Origin of the sequence: Mesorhizobium sp. M0698 (genome assembly GCF_040320455.1) — a bacterium.
Lineage (GTDB): Bacteria > Pseudomonadota > Alphaproteobacteria > Rhizobiales > Rhizobiaceae > Mesorhizobium.
Map to the genome: position 1 here is coordinate 13,301 of NZ_JAMYPQ010000014.1, position 16,451 is coordinate 29,751.

Below are 16,451 nucleotides of genomic sequence, written 5' to 3' on the forward strand. Positions count from 1 at the left end.
CTACATGTTCAGCCGAATGCCGACGGAGCGTCCATGTGCATCGAGCCCTTCCGCCTTGGCGAGCGTGATCGCCGCCGGCGCCAGCGCCCGCAACTGCTCCGGCCCGAGCTTCAGGACCGAGGTGCGCTTGACGAAATCGAGCACCGAAAGCCCGGACGAAAAGCGCGCCGAGCGCGCCGTCGGCAGCACGTGGTTGGAGCCGGCGACATAGTCGCCGATGGCTTCCGGCGTGTGGCGGCCGAGAAACACCGCACCGGCATTGCGCATTCGCGCCAGGAAGGCCTCTGGGTCGTCGATGGCAAGCTCGACATGTTCGGCCGCGATGCGGTCGACCAGCGGCAGTGCTGCCTCGATCGTCGGCACCAGGACTATGGCGCCAAAATCGCGCCAGCTCGCCGCCGCCGTTTCTCCGCGCGGCAGGTTCTGCAACTGCCGCTCCACCGCCTGTTCGACCGCCGCGCCAAAGGCAGTGTCGTCGGTGATCAGGATCGACTGCGCCGACACATCGTGTTCGGCCTGGGCGAGCAGGTCGGCGGCGATCCAGTCCGGATCGTTGCTGCCGTCGGCGACGACCAGCACTTCCGACGGCCCGGCGATCATGTCGATGCCCACCGTGCCGAACACCTGGCGCTTGGCCGCAGCGACATAGGCATTGCCGGGGCCGACGATCTTGGCGACGGGCTTTATCGTCTCGGTGCCATAGGCAAGGGCCGCGATCGCCTGGGCGCCACCAACGCGGTAGATTTCGGAGACACCGGCAAGGTCGGCTGCCACCAGCACCAGCGGCGGCACCTCGCCGCCGGAGGCCGGCACCACTATGGCGATGCGCTCGACGCCGGCGACCTTGGCCGGTACCGCGTTCATCAGCACCGAGCTCGGATAGCTCGCCGTGCCGCCCGGCACGTAGAGCCCGACGGCCTCGATTGCCGTCCAGCGCGAGCCGAGCTCGACGCCGGCGGCATCGGTGTAGCGGTCGTCCTGCGGCAGCTGCCGCTGGTGGTGGGAGCGGATGCGCTCGCGCGCGAATTTCAGCGCCTCGACCGTCTGCGGATCGGCGGCCTCATAAGCCTTGGCAATGTCGTCCCTGGAGACGGCGATGCCGAGCCTGGCCAGGTCACCGCCGCCGAATTTCTGCGTGTACCCGACCAGCGCCGCGTCGCCCTCGGCACGCACCTTGGCGATGATCTCGCGCACCACGGCGTCGACATCGGCCGAGACTTCCCGCTTGGTCAGCAGGAACGCGGCAAAGCGCTGCTCGAAATCGGCGTCGGACTGGCGAAGCGTGATGGCCATCGGCTCAAACCCTGTGGACCGGGCGCGACGTCGCTTCCCAGGCGCCGCCGACATCGGCAAGCCGTGCCTCGATGCATTCGACATCGAGCATGATCGCGCCGCCGCCCGAAAAGATCAGCTCGACGATGCCGGCCGGCTTGTCGAGCGCGAGAAAGCTGATCGCCAGCAGCGACAGCACTTCGTCCGGCTTGTCGCGGGCAATGCCGCTGGTCTTGGCGCCGAGCACCCGGTCGAAATGCAGCACGGCCTGCCGCCGCTCATTGTGCTGGCGCAAGAAGCCGGATTTCGCCTCCCACACGAAGCGGTTCATGGTCAGCACGAAGCGCTTTACAGAAGGCAGGTATTCGAGATCGCTGACCTTCATGACGGCATCCTGGACATGCGCCGAGATGATGCTCAGATCCTGATCGTCGAGCGCGACAAGCTTGAGGCCATTCATGCGGAATTCGCACCTGCGAGTTGATTATTCGACCTTCTGTTAGGCGGTCTTTCCGGCTCGTGCAACCGCGCCGGAGGTCTTGGCCAGGCAATCGCTCCGGTCGGCGCCGCCCCTCATCCTCCTGCCGGGACCTTCTCCCGTATAGGGACGGGTGTAGGGGCTGGCCGCAACCTCGGCACCCTCTCCGCAACGCCGGAGATTGGCGAAATCCTTCGCGAGGCGGTCCTACTCCCCGTCCCTATACGGCGAGAAGATGCCGGCAGGCAGGTGAGGGGCAGCGCCGACCTGAGCCTGCTATCATTACCCCGAAATGCGCTCGATTTCCGCGCCGCAGCCGGACAGCTTTTCCTCCAGCCGCTCGAAGCCGCGGTCGAGATGATAGACGCGGTTGACCGTGGTTTCGCCTTCGGCAGCAAGGCCGGCAATGACCAGCGACACCGAGGCCCGAAGATCGGTCGCCATGACTGGCGCGCCCTTCAGCTTCGCTACGCCGTCGACAATCGCCGTCTGGCCGGACAGCGTGATGTGGGCGCCGAGCCGGGCGAGTTCCTGGACGTGCATGAAGCGGTTTTCGAAGATCGTCTCGGTGATGCGCGACTTGCCCTTGGCCATCGTCATCAGGCCCATGAACTGCGCCTGCAGATCGGTCGGGAAAGCCGGGAAGGGCGCCGTCGTCACGTCGACCGGCGAAATGCCGGCGCCGTTGCGCCTGACGCGGATGCCGGAATTGGTCTGCGTGATCTCGGCGCCGGTCTGTGAAATGATGTCGAGCGCCGTCTGCAACAGGTCGGGCCGCGCGCCTTCCAGCACGACGTCGCCGCCGGTCATCGCCACCGCCATCGCATAGGTGCCGGTCTCGATGCGGTCGGGGATCACCCTGACGCGGGCACCCGACAGCGCCTCGACGCCGTCGATGGTGATGGTCGCCGTGCCGGCGCCCGAGATCTTCGCGCCCATGGCGTTGAGGCATTCGGCGAGGTTGACGATCTCCGGCTCGCGGGCGGCGTTTTCGAGCACCGTCTCGCCCTTGGCCAGCGAGGCCGCCATCATCAGCACATGGGTGGCGCCGACCGAAACTTTCGGGAACACATAACGGTTGCCGACAAGCCGGCCGTTCCTGGTCTTGGCGATGACGTAGCCGGTGTCGACATCGATATCGGCGCCCAGCGCCTGCAGGCCTTCGAGGAACAGGTCGACAGGCCGTGTGCCGATGGCGCAGCCGCCGGGCAGCGACACCTTGGCTTCGCCCATGCGGGCCAGCAGCGGGCCGATCACCCAGAACGAGGCCCGCATCTTCGACACCAGCTCGTAAGGCGCCGTCGTGTCGACGATGTTGCGGGCGGAGAAAGTGATGGTGCGCGAATAGCCTTCCTGCTGCTTTTCGCGGCGGCCATTGACCGAATAGTCGACGCCGTGATTGCCGAGGATGCGGATCAGCTGCTCGACATCGGCCAGATGCGGCACGTTTTCCAGCGTCAGCGTGTCATCGGTCAAAAGCGCGGCGATCATCAGCGGCAGCGCAGCGTTTTTCGCGCCCGAGATCGGAATGCTTCCGGCAAGCTTGTTGCCGCCGACAATTCTGATGCGATCCATGAAGAGCGTCCCCTCGGCGCCAAGGCCGGTTTAAATCGGTTGAGTCTGTTGCGGCCATCTAGACCATTGGCCGGCTTGGTTCAAGAAACAGGCTACTCCCCACTTTGGCCCACGCCGACTTGGCCAAAGTACCGGCGACCAACATAGCCGATTCGCGTTAATCTTTTTTCATCGCCGCCTGCAGCCCCTCCGGCCGCTCGTCGGCCTCGCCAGCGCGCCGCTTGTCGGCGTCGCCGGTCCTTCGTGAGCGCGATTGCGCCTTGCGCTTCTGCAGGTTGGCGCGCAACTGCTCGGCCAGCCGGTCCTTGCGGCCCGTTCCGGCCTTTTTCGGTGGGTCATCCTTTTTTGGTGAAAGCGTCTTGTCGTTCATCGTCCCGTCTCCGGCCGGCGACCCGCCAGCGTGCTATCAAGGGATAGCCAACATTGTGGCACGGCCATGTCCGGAACAATCGCCGGTGCGGCCTTTCAACCCGTCTTTGTCTTGGCCTTGCGCTTGCCGGTTCGATATGGCAGAAGCCCCGCCATCGGCGGCTGCGGTAGCTCAGTGGTAGAGCACTCCCTTGGTAAGGGAGAGGTCGAGAGTTCAATCCTCTCTCGCAGCACCAGATTGTTTTCGCTGGCGCATCTTCCAAGGCCTCTTTGACCTGCTCGATGATGATTGTGCGCGGTTGGCGAGGTTGCCGAAAAATATGGCGCCCCGCGATCTGCCGAGTGCCACGCGCACAAGCTCGTCGAAACAGTGGTCTTGCACGCGCACCTCCCGGCGCTCGCACGCGCCATGATGCGCGCGGGGAAAGCGTTCTAGTCTGCCCTGCTGCAGGCTGCTTAACAAAGCTTGCAGCCGGGAACAATCGCTCAATGACTCGCGTTTCTTGCGAAGACCCGCTTCTTTTGCACGGGCAGCGGGCCTCGAAGGCTCGCAAATGTCGCGCCGGCGTTTCAATCGCACTCGCCTCAGCCCTCACGATTTGGCTATTTGTGAACGCGTGTTTGATCAGGTTTGCGCAGATGAGCACATTGACCCTCTAAGCCTGGATGCCGAAGCCTTAGCGGTGATGATTGTCGCAATCTTCCGAAACGTGACTACCAATGAGCGCGAACTGCTGGAGGAAGTTAGGTCTCTTCGTCGCTCAAAAGGCGCAGAGAAGGCGCACTAGCTAGGCGGCGTTCCGAGGCGAATTGTTCTAGTCCCGCATTGGCACAATCGGATTGGCATCTGAATTGCCCATTGATGATCGCCAGAGTGTAGCCACCGAGCTTGCGAAGGGGATAGAAATGGGTTTGGCCGAAGACTTATCTGATGTCGCGCTCACATTCGAATGTCCGGATTGCTCACACCCGGCGGTAAGAAAGGGCTCCGCACTAAGAACAATCGCGCACTTCAGATGCGACGGGTGCAACCGCAAGGTGCGGATGACCTATCCGCAGAAGCTCGCGATCTTCGAAAAGCACAAGCTATTGGCCGCAAGCAGCCGGCAAAGCCGCGGGAAGCGATTGTACGCCCCCTACCGGGGCTGATTGCCGCCGACAACACGACACAGAAGGAAAATGCCCAAGGTCAGGGGCACAGATGCGGCCGAAGTGGCTTCGCGACCTCTGCCGCGTGCAGCGACGCCTGCTAAGCCTTCCTCATCCGCGCGGCCTTCGCCCCTTTTGACGCATGTTGACCATGACAATGCGCCCAATCGGACTAATTCGGGCGAACGGCTCGTTAGTTCGTTAGACAGTGCTAAAATACGGCAAAGTGTCCGAATGTCATCTCATGAAGCCCGCCAGACAGGCTGCGGCTCGCTCTGGCCTAACCGCGAAGGGAACCAGGAATGAAAACGGCTGTTTCGACCTCTTTGACAAGACGAAGTGTTGTCGCCGCGCTGGCGCTGACCGCGGCATCGACGGCGGTATTGCCTGCCGACAACGCGCTCGCCCAGGCCAAGAAAACCACAGCTGAGAAAAGTCTGTATGAGCGGCTGGGCGGCGTGTTTGCCATCGCAGCGGTGATCGATCACTTCAGCGACGCCGTCGTGAAGAACCCGATCGTCGGCAAGAAATCCAAGAATCCGCAGCTGCGCAAATGGCACACCAAGAACCTGGAAAGGTTGCCCGGCCTCAAGTTCATGCGCACGCTGTGGGTCTGCGACGTTTCTGGCGGGCCCTTCAAGTTCGTCGCCACCAAGCCCGGCACGACGCCGCTCGGCCTCGAGGAGGCGCATCGCGACCTGCGGATTGCCCCCGCGGAATTCGATGAGGTCGCAGCCGAACTCGGGCGGACCTTGGATCATTTCAAGATTCCGAAGCCTGAGAAAACCGAAGTCCTGGAAGCTTTCGCCGCCCACAAGAACGAGGTCACCGCTGGCTACGTCAAGCCGGGCTGAAGCGTCTATATCGTATGGGCATTCGTTCTGAACATGGCGCGCGTCGCCGTGACTATGCGGCGCGGCCGCAGCTCAGCGCGCAATTATCCGATGGTTCCTACTCCAAACCTGCCCGAGCTGTTTCCACACTGAGCGACCCCTCCGGCAGCGGCCGCAGGAGTTCAGCCTCGGACCTCGTGAGATGGATCCAGGCCGCCCAGTCCGATGGCCGCAGCACAACCACTTGCCGATTGTGATATGGCGCGACGTCCGGCCCCGGATCGGTCGTCAGCATCGTGAACGTCGGCGGCTTGTTGCCGACACCCTCGCGCCACAGCCCGGCAATCGCCATGAACGAATGGCCATTCAGCGAGAACCTGTGCTTGGTCTTTGGATATTTCGTTCCCGTGAATTCGAAGAATGCCGACGCCGGAACGAGACAGCGCTTGCTGTTGCCGAACTGCCGGCCCTCCGAGCGAAAGTTGAATACAGGTCCGCCTTTTGGCCCGGCCGGGGGAAAGCCGAATGTCATCGACGCCAGTTCGATTGCGTCGCCGGCGGCGCGCATTACAGGCGCGGGGTCGTTGATGTGGATGTCATCCGCCTGCGGCAGATCCAGTTCGGTTTGATGGCTGGGGATTTTGAGCGCCAGCGATTCCATCATCCGGCAGTATTCGGCCCAGGCGATGTGCTGCTCGTAGTCATTGCACATGGAAAGGCTCCGTACGCTCGACCGAGATCAGTTCAACATAGCGTTTATCGGTGGGCGCCGATTGCTGGCGGGTTTGATATAAGCCTATTTGGGCCGGCGTGCGGCAGCGATGGCCTGCAACAGATTGATGCTGTTCACGTCGGGTTCGCTGGATGCGGCAACGGCAAGTGCGGCGGCTTCGGCTATTTTCGCGACGTCGTCGCTGCTGATCGTTCCACGCTTTTCCAGCAGATTTACGAGTTCGACAACGAGAAGAAAGGCGTTCACACCATATCGTTCGGCTTTGAGCTCGAACTCGCCTCGAGCCAATCTCTCCGCGTCTCCTTCAGCCCGTTTGTCCACGTTGGCGTCCTCTCCTATGGCTACAAGCTATTAACGCTTAGCACGAATGGTTTAATCCTTCGAACTGGCCACAACCTTCGCCAATTGCCGGGCATAGTGTCGCCGGTGGCAAGGGCATGGGTTCAGCCAAGGATGAGACCAACCAACAGAACGGTAAGAATAAAGGACAACACGACGGCAAGTAGCCCGCATGCTTCCAAAGTGTTGGTTTGCCAAGCTTTCGTCGGGCGCCTCCGGTTTGAATTCCTGTTTCGCGAAACAAACTTCATCGGGCACCAGATCGGACGCGGAGCCGGCTTGAATTTGGCAAAGCGCTCCTCTTCATCGGCCCGGAAGGCATCTCCGCGAAACTCCGGAGCACCGTATGCGCGGCGCCGGCCTGCCTTTCATCGACGCGGGCCATCACCAGTACGACACCTTCTGCGATCTTCGGCTTGCGCGGCTTCTGGGCGAAATTGGCGAAAGTTCCGAGAAGCACGCCGGCAAAGCCGCCCCAAGCCGCACCGACCAGGGCCATGCCGGTCATCCCCGCAGGATCAACGTCTTGAGCTCCAAAAGCGCTGAAGCCGGCCAACAGACCAGCCGTGGCGCCAAGTGCGGCACCAGCAACCGCACCCCGCCAGAGAGCGCTCATCTCATCGTCGTAATATCCAGCAACGCTGATCGGTTCATCATTGTCGTTGTAAGATCCGACCACGCTGATTTGCCGGCGACGAATCCCGGCAGCCTGAAGCCTCGCAACGGCACGTGCTGCCTGGGCATGGGAATTGAACAGCCTGCTGATCGTTTGCATTTACGCCCAGGCCCGCCGCCCGTTCGGAGCGTCGGGCCTCTCCTCCCTGGCTTGAACTCTTCCGCCCGGACGCATCTTCGTCGCGCCAAAGCTCACCACAACGTGAGCCAGCCGGCTACGTTCCCAGCCGGGGCTTCGGTCCAATCCTGGAGTATCTTGCTTGGGACCTAAGTCTGACCTGCTTGAATGCAACGGGCAGTGAGGCCACGCCGAGAGGGAGCCGTTGCTGAATCGAAGAGGTCGAGGAGAGGGCTAAGGCCTATCGCAGACCCAAAAAGCTCAAAATGGCTATTACGATCACGATCGCGCCGACCAGCCAGATAATGTTGTTCATGATTGCACTCCTTCGCCTCCGGGTGGGGTGCACGCCGAGGCGAAGCCCGCCACGCAAGTAGAACATCAGATATGGCTAAAGGTTCCTCGCTCGCCTCGCTGTCGAAAGAGCCCACCGCACCAGTCGGCACGGCGGGCGACGCAGAGTTTCACCCTGGTGGTGGGCAGCAAACGGCATTGCATCCAAAGGCTCAGCTGATGCTTCTGGACCAGTTATCAACCTGGCGCTCCGCCTCTTCCTTGGCGATGCCATATCGCTCCTGGATGCGTCCCAAAAGCTGGTCTCGGTTGCCCTCGATGCGATCAAGATCATCGTCGGTGAGGTCACCCCACTGCTCTTTCGCCTTGCCTTTGAACTGCGTCCATTTTCCCTTGATTTGATCCCAGTTCATATGTTCCTCCTTGCTTCCTAGGCCCGCACTAAAGCGGAGCGCGGACCGATCAGCATTGCATGTCGGTGACGAATGAAGATTAGCGGCCGCTAAAAGTTCCGGTGCCGGCGCAAAAAGCCCGCCGTGCCCGTGCCTGACTGTGAGCTGATGTTGATGATGTCCGGAGCTTGATGCTCTTTCGCGGCACTATCTTATGCCGTTGAAGTCGCCGAGCTTCTTGCTGGTTGGCCTTGGCTGGCAAGCCTCGAAAGGCTACCCGGCAGCATTGTTCTGTCCTTGCCGATCATCAGCACGCCGCTGTCGGGCGCCAACAGTGCCGAGAACGGCAGCATCGCCGCGCCGATCGGCGAAGCCTCGGGGCCGAATTGTCCCGACACGATTTCCGGCGCCACGATGCCGATGGCGCTGATCCTGTTGAACTGGGTCTGCACCTTTGCCAACAGCTCGAGATGAATCGGCCGCGGCAGGATGCTGTCGAGAACGATCGCCTCGATGTCGATGACGGAGGTGATGGCGATGATCGCCTCGACCAGCGCATTGGCGCAATCGTCGATCCATTCGGACAGCGGCTCGCGCGCCCCCGGCGGCAAGGGATCGAGTTCGCGCACACGGTTGATCTCGATGCCGCGCGATTTGAGATGATTGACCAGCACATAGATCGAAGCGCGATGCAGCAGGCTCTGGTAGCGCGCCGGCTTGGCCGCCACCGAATCGAGGCTTGAAGGCGAGACCGGCAAAGGACCGAGCGCGGCGCTGTTGCCGTGCGGCCCGGTATGGACCTTGCCGCCTTGCACCAGTCCGCCGCCGACAAAGGTGTCGATCGAGATATGCATGAAGTCGCGGAACCGCGCGCCGGTCCCCTGGATGAGTTCGGCGAGTGCGGCCGATGATGCGTCGTTTTCCACGAAGACCGGGGTCTTCGGCTTTGTGGCGAAGAACGTCGTCAGATCGATTGCTTCCCAGCGGCTGCCGAGATCGTCGGGAAAGCCGAGCTCTTCGCTCCAGCCGCCGAGGAAATATGGCGAGGCGATGCCGACGCCGACGATGCTGGCATCGCCAAGCCCCTCGACCAGCTTGTCGAAATTGGCCAGCGACATGTTGCCGGCCTTGAGCACCATGTCGGGATCCGGAAAGCGATATTCGTGCGACTCGCGCGAGCGGACCTCGCCGGCAAAGTCGACGAGCACGGCTTCCAGCGCGCGCCGGCCGATCTTGATGCCGACGCTGTAGATACGCTCAGGTGCAAGTCGGTAGAGAGTGGATGGCGATCCGCGTTGCCCGAACCTTTTCCCCACTTGCTTTACGAATCCGGACGATTCCAGCCCGTCGACAATGGTGGCGACCGCGGCCGGCGTCAGATTTGCGGCGCGCGCCAGATCGGACTTGGATGCCTCCTTCAGGCGGCGAATGGCATCAAGCACGAAGCGCTCGTTATAATGCCGAACCTTGACCGAATTGCTGCCTTTTCCGGACAAAACCGGCGCCTCCCCATTCATTCCCGCAGAGCCACTCCAGCCGCTTGCAGCTTTGAGGCTGCCGCGGGGTCGAGCACTCCAATCGCACCCGTGCGCGACGCGACAGTGCCCTTCGCGGCCATGGAAGTCAATTTTCCAGTTGCGGCATTCGGCCATTTAATATAGCAAATTGAAAAAACAGGACCAGGGAGGAAAGGTGCTGCACTTGGGCGCATTAGGCGAAGCCGACGCCATGGTGAAGAGCGACGCGGCTGTCCCCGTTGCCCTGGTTCAGGCGACAAAAGCCTTCGGCGGCACGATTGCCCTCAAGGACGCGTCCTTCGAATTGCGCTCAGGCGAGGTGCTGGCTCTGCTTGGCGAAAACGGCGCCGGCAAGAGCACCTGCGTAAAGCTGCTGGCCGGCGTGTATCTCCCGACCGGCGGCCATGTCGAAGTCGATGGCAAGCCTGTGGTCTTCCATTCGCCGCACGACGCCCAGGCTGCCGGCATCTCGGTCATGCACCAGCACCCCGGTCTTTTCCCTGATCTTTCGGTGGCGGAGAACATCTATCTCGGCCATATGCCGCGCGACCGCTTCGGCGGCATCGACAACGCCGCCATGCTTGCCGGCGCGCGCAGGGTGCTGGCGACAGCCGGCCTCGACGTGCCGGCCGAAACCCGGCTCGGAACGTTGCGCACCTCCGAACAGCAACTGGTCGAGATCGCCCGCGCCCTGTCGCTCGACGCGCGGGTGCTGATCATGGACGAGCCGACGGCCGCCCTGTCGCAGCGCGAGGTCGAGCGGCTGTTCACCGTCGTCGCCGACCTGCGGCTGCACGGCGTGGCGATGATGTTCGTCGGCCACCGCATGGACGAGATCTTCCGCATCGCCGACCGCATCGCCGTGCTGCGCGACGGGCGTCTCATTGGCGTCAAGCCGAGGGCCGAGCTTGGCCGCGCCGCCGCCATCGGCATGATGGTCGGCCGCGAGGTCACCGACCTCTATCCGCAACGAAGCCACGCGACCGGTGCACTGGTGCTGGAGGCGAGGGGGCTTTCGCACGCCGGTGGCTTTTCCAATATCGACCTCAAGCTCCATGCCGGCGAGGTGCTCGGGCTCGGCGGCCTGGTCGGCAGCGGGCGGACCGAGATCGCGCGCGTGCTGTTCGGAATCGACCAGCCCGATGCCGGCGAAATCCTGATCGACGGCGAAGCTGTGCGCTTCGCGTCGGCACGCGACGCCATGGGTGCGCGTATCGCCTATGTCTCTGAAGACCGCATGGGCCAGAGCCTGGTGATGGATTTTTCCATCCTCGACAACGCGGTGCTGCCAGTCCTCGACAAGGCAGCCCGCTCCGGCTTCTACGGCACGAACCGCGCGATCAATCTGGTTTCGGACTGGCTGAAGCGCATGAAGCTTCGCTTTTCCGGCTACGCGCAGCCGGTAAAGGAACTGTCCGGCGGCAACCAGCAGAAGGTGGTGTTGGCCAAATGGCTGCGCACCGAACCGCGCGTCCTCATCCTCGACGAGCCGACGCAAGGCATCGATGTCGGCACCAAGGCGGAAGTGCATGCGATGATCGCCGACCTTGCCGCGCAAGGCATGGCCATTATCTTGATCTCCTCCGAAATGCCCGAGCTCATCGGCATGTGCGACCGCGTCATCGTCCTGCGCGAAGGCCATCGGACGGCCGAATTCAGCAGGGGCGAAGCCACTCAGGAAAAGGTGCTGGAAGCAGCGACCAAGGCCGGCGAAAGCGCCGATGCGGCGGCACAGGCCGCCGGCGAGGAGAAGAGAAAAGGACCGCTCGACATACTGAAGCGGCGGGAGTTCGGTCTGCTCGCCGCGATGCTGGCGGTCGCCATCCCGGTCACCATCATCAACCCGCGCATGGTGAGCGCTGCAAACCTGACCGCCGTGTCGATGGATGCCGCCTTGCTCGTCGTTGCAGCACTCGCGCAGATGCTGGTGCTGATCACCCGCAACATCGACCTTTCGATCGCTGCGGTGATCGGCCTGTCGGCTTACATGGCGGCCAGCATGGTCCAGGCCTATCCAGGGCTCGACATCGGCATTGGCCTGATAACCGCATGCGCCGTCGGTGGCGTCGCCGGCCTGATCAACGGCCTCGTCGTCACCAGGGGAAAGATCCCGGCGATCGTCGTCACGCTGGCCTCGATGTCGATCTTCCGCGGCTTCAACTCGATCTGGGCAGCCGGTGACCAGATCAGCGCCGACGAAGTCACGCAAGCCTGGCTCGACATGACCGGCCTGAAGATCGCCGGCGTGCCGCTGATCGTCGTCATCGCGATCGTCATCCTGTGCCTGGGTTATGTGCTGCTCTATCGCACGGCCATCGGGCGCGAACTGTTCGCCGCCGGCTCCAATCCCGACGGCGCGCGTCTGATCGGCATCCCCGTCGACCGGCGCATTCTGCTGGCCTTTGGCATGGCCGGCCTGCTCGGCGGCCTGTGCGGTGCGCTGTGGGCATCGCGCTATGCGACCATCGATGCCCGCGTCGCGCTCGGCTTCGAACTCACCGTGATCGCGTCGGCGGTGGTCGGCGGCGTCGCCATCCGCGGTGGTTCGGGCACGCTGCTCGGTATCATCCTCGGCGCGCTCACGCTGCTCGTCATCAAGAACGGGCTGACGCTGGTGCGCGTCGACCCGCTGTGGCTGCAGGGCGTCTACGGCCTGGTTATCCTGGTGGCCATCGGCATCGACACCTTCATCGTGCGGCGTGCCGAGCAGGCAAGACAGGCGAGGGCGCGGTGAAAAAGTTCCTCCGTTCGATCGACTTCTGGGATCTGCTGCTGGCGACCTCTTGCGTGGCCATCTTCCTCTATGCCGCGATCTTCGTGCCGAATTTCGTTTCCGGCTTCAATCTCTCGCAACTGGCCGCCAGCGCCTCGGAAAAGGCATTGCTGATCCTGCCGATGACGCTGCTCATCATCACCCGCGAGATCGACCTGTCGATCGCCTCGGTGCTGGCGCTGACCTCCGTCGTCTTTGGCTTGCTGGTCCAGGCCGGTGTGCCGACGCTTGCCGCAATCCCGCTGACGCTCGTCATCGGCGGCCTGCTCGGCGCCTTCAACGGCTATCTGGTCTCGGGCCTTGGACTGCAGTCGTTGGTTGTGACGCTCGGCACCATGGCGCTCTACCGAGGCATTGGCTACATCCTGCTCGGCACCGGCTCGGTCAACATCCTGCCGCCCGCGCTCGTCGATTTCGGCATCAACAACCTGCCTGGCACCGAGATACCGTGGACCATCGTGCCCTTCCTGGTGCTGGCGCCGGTGTTTGCGGTCGTGCTGCAGAAGACGCCGACCGGCAAGCGCATCTACGCGCTCGGCGGCAGCCCCGAAGTGGCGCGCTATTCCGGCATAAACACGCGCCGGATGGTGCTGAACCTGTTCGTCGTCTCGGGCGTCGTCGCGGCGATAGCCGGCATCGTTTATACCGCGCGCCTTTCCAACGCCCGCGCCAACAATGCGCTCGGCATGGAGCTCGACGTCATCACCATCGTGCTGCTCGGCGGCGTCAGCGTCTTTGGCGGCAAGGGCCGCCTGACCGGCGTCATGCTGGCACTGGTCCTGATCGCCATCATCCGCAACGTGCTGGCGCTGAACCAGATCGGTGGCGACGCGCAGGGCATGATCATCGGCCTGCTTCTGATCGGCTCGCTGCTGGTCGGCAATTACTGGCGCTCCACACAGGAGATGCTCAGCAGATCCCGCGCAATGCGCGAGACAAAGGGGTGATCTCGGGCCCCTTCCTTCAAGCCCGAATTTTGACGGAGGAGTCACAATGAAAGCGTTTAGATTAGCCCTGCTCGCATCCGCGGTTCTGCTTGCGCCAAGCTCGCTGGCCTTCAGCCAGGAGTGCGCCAAGGAACCCGTAACGGTCGGTTTCCTGCCCAAGCTCGACACGGATCCCTACTTCAAAGTGGCCTTCGGAGGCGCACAAGAGGCAGCCAAGGAAATTGGCGGCACCGCTACGCAGGTCGCCCCATCGCAGGCGACCGCCGAGGCGCAGATCGAATTCATCAACAGCCTCGTGTCGCAGAAGGTCGGAGTCATCGCAATTGCCGGCAACGACGCCAATGCCGTCGCGCCTGCGCTGAAGCGCGCCGTTCAGCAGGGGGTCAGGGTGATTTCGTATGACTCCGATGTGGCCGCCGATGCGCGTGCGGTGTTCGTCAATCAGGTGAAGGGCGACAGCCTCGCCGAGATGATGCTCGAAAGTGCATTCGCCCTCAGCGGCGGTGAAGGCGAATTCGCGATCCTGTCGTCGACGCCGACGGCGACCAACCAGAATGCCTGGATCGACTTCATGAAGGCGAAGATGGCGGCCGAGCCGAAGTTCTCCAAAATGAAGCTGGTGCAGGTGGCCTATGGCGAAGAAAGCGAACAGATCAACCAGCAGCAGGCATTGGCGCTGGTGCAGGCGTTTCCCGATCTCAAGGTGATCATCGTCCCGGCAGGCATCGGCCTTCCGGCGGCCGCGCGTGCACTCGAGGAAGCGGGCATGATCGGCAAGGTCAAGCTGACCGGGCTCGCGCCGGCCACTCTGATCTCGAAATACATCAAGGACGAAGCGGCTCAGGATATCTGGTGGAACGTCACCGATCTTGGCTATCTTACTTATCAGACGGCCCAGGCGTTTGCGCAATGCAAGATCACCGGCAAGGAGGGTGAGAAGTTCACGGCAGGCAGGCTCGGCGAATACACGATTGGCGCCGGCGGCGAACTGATCCTTGGTCCGGCCAAGATCGTGACTCCCGAAAATCTGGCCGAGTTCAAATTCTGATCCTATAGAGCTTGAGTTCTAGGGGGCGCCGGTCCATCCGGCGCCCTTCCTAAAAACCTCTCGAATGAAAACAGTGCGGGGCGGCAATGAAGATATTGCTTGCAGGCGAAACCTTTGCAGCGACGACCTCGGTTGCCATCGGCAGCGACGTGCTTACAAGTGCGGCCTCGACAAATGGTGCGACGGCCTTCAATGCCGCGCTGGCCACTGAAGGCATCGCGGTCACGCAGATCGGCGGCGAGCGTTGCAGCGCGGCGTTTCCCTATGACCTCGATGGGCTCGCCCAATATCAGGCGGTGGTGATCTCCGACGTCGGCGCCCTGACATTGCTGGTGACGCCGGATGCCCGCGCCGGGCGTGTCGGCGTCAACCGCCTCGATGTGCTCAAGGCCTATGTCGAAGGTGGCGGCGGGCTGATGCTGGCCGGCGGTTACATGGGCTTTCAGGGCATGTTCGGGACGGCGCGTTTCCACGACACCCCGGTCGAGGACGTTCTGCCGGTCCGTTGCCTACCCTACTGCGACGGCATGGAGGTGCCGCAAGGCGTGCAGGCCTCCATCCTGCAGTCGTCACATCCGATTTTTTCCGGGGTGGAGGGGCCTTTGCCGCCGATTCTCGGCATGAACAAGCTGGAATTCAGGCGCGACGGTTCGTCCCGGCTTCTGGCGACCTGCCACCATCGCGGCACCGACTGGCCGCTCCTTGCCGTCGGTAGCCATGGCCGCGGCCGCACGATTGCCTGGGCAACCGATATCGGCCCGCATTGGCTCTCGCAGGATTTCCTCGGATGGCCGTTCTACGGAAGACTGATGGCGAACATGGTCGGTTGGCTCGCCGGCGATGGATGAGAAAGCTGGTTTGACCAGTGCGGCTGCCTGCCGCTGCCTCCGATGCCGCGCGAGGCCCCGGTGACCAGCACCACCTTGCCGGCGAGGTCGAATTTCGGCGTGAACTCATTTGTCATGCAATTCCACCTTGTTCTTCAAATCGGACCGGCTGCCGTGTCGAACCGAATAGGCTCGCGTGAATTCGGCGCCCAGCAGAAATATCTCGGCCGAATAATAGACCCATAACAGCACGACGAGCAGGGCGCCGGCCGCGCCGTATGACGATGAGATGGCGCTGGTTCCGATATACCAGCCAATTAGCGACTTGCCGATGGTGAACAGAAACCCGGTGACCACGGCGCCGATGCCGACATCGCGCCATTGCAGGCTGCGGTCCGGCAGCACCTTGTAGATTGCGGCAAACAGCAGCGTGATCAGGGCAAACGAGACGATCCCGTTGATCGCGCTCAGGATGATGGTGCCGAACGGCAGGTAGGCGTTGATGACGTCTCCGAGCGCCGAAATTGCAGCGCTTACGACCAGCGACACCAGGAGCAGAAAGCCGAGCGCCGCGACGAGGCCCAGGCTTGCAATGCGTGCCCGAACCATTCGTGAAATCGTTGCCCCGCTCGGTTTGACTTTCCAGATTTCGTTCAACCCCAGCTGCATCTCGCCGAACACGCCGGATGCGGCGACGAACAGCGTGACCAGCCCCAGAATGCTGGCGAGGGTTCCGGCTTCCTTCTGCGAGGCGTTTTCGATCGTAGCTCGCAGCAGCTCGGCACTTTGCGGCCCCATCAGGCCAGCGATCTGTGCCGAAAGGGCGAGTTGCGCCGCCTCGTGCCCGAAGGCCATGCCGGCAATAGCCACAACGATGAGCAGGATCGGCGCAAGCGAGGTCGTGGCATAAAACGCTATCGCCGCCCCATGGCTCAGCGCATTGTCGTCGATGAAGCCGATGACGCTCTGCTTGAGGAGCCTCCAGCCCTCTGCTGCCAAATTCCACATGTAGGCCTCGCATGCCTGTCAACAAACAAGTAGCGGCGGCGCAGCGCTGGGCGAGGGGTGGGGGCTCGGCCGGAACAAAGCCGGCAACGGCGCGCTGTACAAGG

Annotated in this window: 15 protein-coding genes and 1 tRNA gene; 6 read left to right on the top strand and 10 right to left on the bottom strand. The window is 62.7% G+C overall.

All coding sequences use genetic code 11. From position 1 onward, the window contains the following. The 4 genes from hisD to NKI16_RS23930 form a co-directional block, all read right to left on the bottom strand. Nucleotides 1-1,293 carry a histidinol dehydrogenase gene (gene hisD / locus NKI16_RS23915; RefSeq protein ID WP_352756052.1) on the bottom strand — a complete coding sequence of 431 codons (1,293 nt, stop codon included), beginning with the start codon at nucleotides 1,291-1,293 and terminating at the stop codon, nucleotides 1-3. 4 nt (nucleotides 1,294-1,297) lie between these two features. Further along, nucleotides 1,298-1,732, bottom strand: a complete 435-nt coding sequence (locus tag NKI16_RS23920) for a DUF2948 family protein (protein ID WP_352457708.1) — start codon at nucleotides 1,730-1,732, stop codon at nucleotides 1,298-1,300. Between the two features lie 300 nt (nucleotides 1,733-2,032). Further along, a complete protein-coding gene (gene murA / locus NKI16_RS23925; protein ID WP_023677408.1) occupies nucleotides 2,033-3,325 on the bottom strand; it encodes a UDP-N-acetylglucosamine 1-carboxyvinyltransferase in 1,293 nt (430 codons plus the stop codon). A 157-nt stretch (nucleotides 3,326-3,482) separates the two neighbouring features. Then, nucleotides 3,483-3,695, bottom strand: coding sequence for a hypothetical protein (locus NKI16_RS23930; protein WP_352571653.1), 213 nt, complete (start codon nucleotides 3,693-3,695; stop codon nucleotides 3,483-3,485). 160 nt (nucleotides 3,696-3,855) lie between these two features. Between NKI16_RS23930 and NKI16_RS23935 the strand changes: the two genes are divergently transcribed. Continuing rightward, a tRNA-Thr gene (locus tag NKI16_RS23935) sits at nucleotides 3,856-3,930 on the top strand. Between the two features lie 1,215 nt (nucleotides 3,931-5,145). Next, the gene (locus tag NKI16_RS23940; RefSeq protein ID WP_352589226.1) at nucleotides 5,146-5,697 is read left to right on the top strand and encodes a globin domain-containing protein; all 552 of its coding nucleotides are present in this window, start codon (nucleotides 5,146-5,148) and stop codon (nucleotides 5,695-5,697) included. Between the two features lie 97 nt (nucleotides 5,698-5,794). On the opposite strand, the gene NKI16_RS23945 is transcribed toward NKI16_RS23940, so the two are convergent. From NKI16_RS23945 to NKI16_RS23965, 5 genes are all read right to left on the bottom strand, one after another. Further along, nucleotides 5,795-6,388: an SOS response-associated peptidase gene (locus tag NKI16_RS23945; protein WP_352589229.1), complete on the bottom strand. Its 594-nt coding sequence runs from the start codon at nucleotides 6,386-6,388 to the stop codon at nucleotides 5,795-5,797. An 84-nt stretch (nucleotides 6,389-6,472) separates the two neighbouring features. Continuing rightward, the gene (locus NKI16_RS23950) at nucleotides 6,473-6,730 is read right to left on the bottom strand and encodes a hypothetical protein (RefSeq protein ID WP_352571650.1); all 258 of its coding nucleotides are present in this window, start codon (nucleotides 6,728-6,730) and stop codon (nucleotides 6,473-6,475) included. Nucleotides 6,731-6,995: 265 nt separating this feature from the next. Continuing rightward, nucleotides 6,996-7,427: a hypothetical protein gene (locus tag NKI16_RS23955; RefSeq protein WP_352691073.1), complete on the bottom strand. Its 432-nt coding sequence runs from the start codon at nucleotides 7,425-7,427 to the stop codon at nucleotides 6,996-6,998. 620 nt (nucleotides 7,428-8,047) lie between these two features. After that, nucleotides 8,048-8,248: a CsbD family protein gene (locus NKI16_RS23960; RefSeq protein ID WP_023719429.1), complete on the bottom strand. Its 201-nt coding sequence runs from the start codon at nucleotides 8,246-8,248 to the stop codon at nucleotides 8,048-8,050. Between the two features lie 191 nt (nucleotides 8,249-8,439). Next, nucleotides 8,440-9,723 carry an ROK family transcriptional regulator gene (locus NKI16_RS23965; RefSeq protein ID WP_352577521.1) on the bottom strand — a complete coding sequence of 428 codons (1,284 nt, stop codon included), beginning with the start codon at nucleotides 9,721-9,723 and terminating at the stop codon, nucleotides 8,440-8,442. 196 nt (nucleotides 9,724-9,919) lie between these two features. Here NKI16_RS23965 and NKI16_RS23970 point away from each other — a divergent pair, with 196 nt between their 5' ends. The 4 genes from NKI16_RS23970 to NKI16_RS23985 all read left to right on the top strand — a co-directional run bounded on the left by NKI16_RS23970 (nucleotide 9,920) and on the right by NKI16_RS23985 (nucleotide 15,360). Beyond that, the gene (locus tag NKI16_RS23970) at nucleotides 9,920-12,478 is read left to right on the top strand and encodes an ATP-binding cassette domain-containing protein (protein WP_352691075.1); all 2,559 of its coding nucleotides are present in this window, start codon (nucleotides 9,920-9,922) and stop codon (nucleotides 12,476-12,478) included. Beyond that, nucleotides 12,475-13,464, top strand: coding sequence for an ABC transporter permease (locus NKI16_RS23975; RefSeq protein WP_023677419.1), 990 nt, complete (start codon nucleotides 12,475-12,477; stop codon nucleotides 13,462-13,464). Before NKI16_RS23970 ends, NKI16_RS23975 begins: the two co-directional genes overlap by 4 nt. Nucleotides 13,465-13,510: 46 nt before the next feature. Continuing rightward, a complete protein-coding gene (locus tag NKI16_RS23980) occupies nucleotides 13,511-14,512 on the top strand; it encodes a rhamnose ABC transporter substrate-binding protein (protein ID WP_023677420.1) in 1,002 nt (333 codons plus the stop codon). An 86-nt stretch (nucleotides 14,513-14,598) separates the two neighbouring features. After that, nucleotides 14,599-15,360, top strand: a complete 762-nt coding sequence (locus tag NKI16_RS23985) for a glutamine amidotransferase (protein ID WP_023677421.1) — start codon at nucleotides 14,599-14,601, stop codon at nucleotides 15,358-15,360. A gap of 105 nt (nucleotides 15,361-15,465) precedes the next feature. On the opposite strand, the gene NKI16_RS23990 is transcribed toward NKI16_RS23985, so the two are convergent. Then, complete coding sequence (locus NKI16_RS23990; RefSeq protein ID WP_023677422.1) at nucleotides 15,466-16,347, bottom strand: YihY/virulence factor BrkB family protein; 882 nt, start codon at nucleotides 16,345-16,347, stop codon at nucleotides 15,466-15,468. Nucleotides 16,348-16,451: the final 104 nt, after the last annotated feature.

Bases quoted from the DNA above. Each gene is read 5' to 3' on its own strand.
- hisD (WP_352756052.1), bottom strand. From the start codon at position 1,293: ATGGCCATCACGCTTCGCCAGTCCGACGCCGATTTCGAGCAGCGCTTT.
- NKI16_RS23920 (WP_352457708.1), bottom strand. From the start codon at position 1,732: ATGAATGGCCTCAAGCTTGTCGCGCTCGACGATCAGGATCTGAGCATC.
- murA (WP_023677408.1), bottom strand. From the start codon at position 3,325: ATGGATCGCATCAGAATTGTCGGCGGCAACAAGCTTGCCGGAAGCATT.
- NKI16_RS23930 (WP_352571653.1), bottom strand. From the start codon at position 3,695: ATGAACGACAAGACGCTTTCACCAAAAAAGGATGACCCACCGAAAAAG.
- NKI16_RS23940 (WP_352589226.1), top strand. From the start codon at position 5,146: ATGAAAACGGCTGTTTCGACCTCTTTGACAAGACGAAGTGTTGTCGCC.
- NKI16_RS23945 (WP_352589229.1), bottom strand. From the start codon at position 6,388: ATGTGCAATGACTACGAGCAGCACATCGCCTGGGCCGAATACTGCCGG.
- NKI16_RS23960 (WP_023719429.1), bottom strand. From the start codon at position 8,248: ATGAACTGGGATCAAATCAAGGGAAAATGGACGCAGTTCAAAGGCAAG.
- NKI16_RS23980 (WP_023677420.1), top strand. From the start codon at position 13,511: ATGAAAGCGTTTAGATTAGCCCTGCTCGCATCCGCGGTTCTGCTTGCG.
- NKI16_RS23985 (WP_023677421.1), top strand. From the start codon at position 14,599: ATGAAGATATTGCTTGCAGGCGAAACCTTTGCAGCGACGACCTCGGTT.
- NKI16_RS23990 (WP_023677422.1), bottom strand. From the start codon at position 16,347: ATGTGGAATTTGGCAGCAGAGGGCTGGAGGCTCCTCAAGCAGAGCGTC.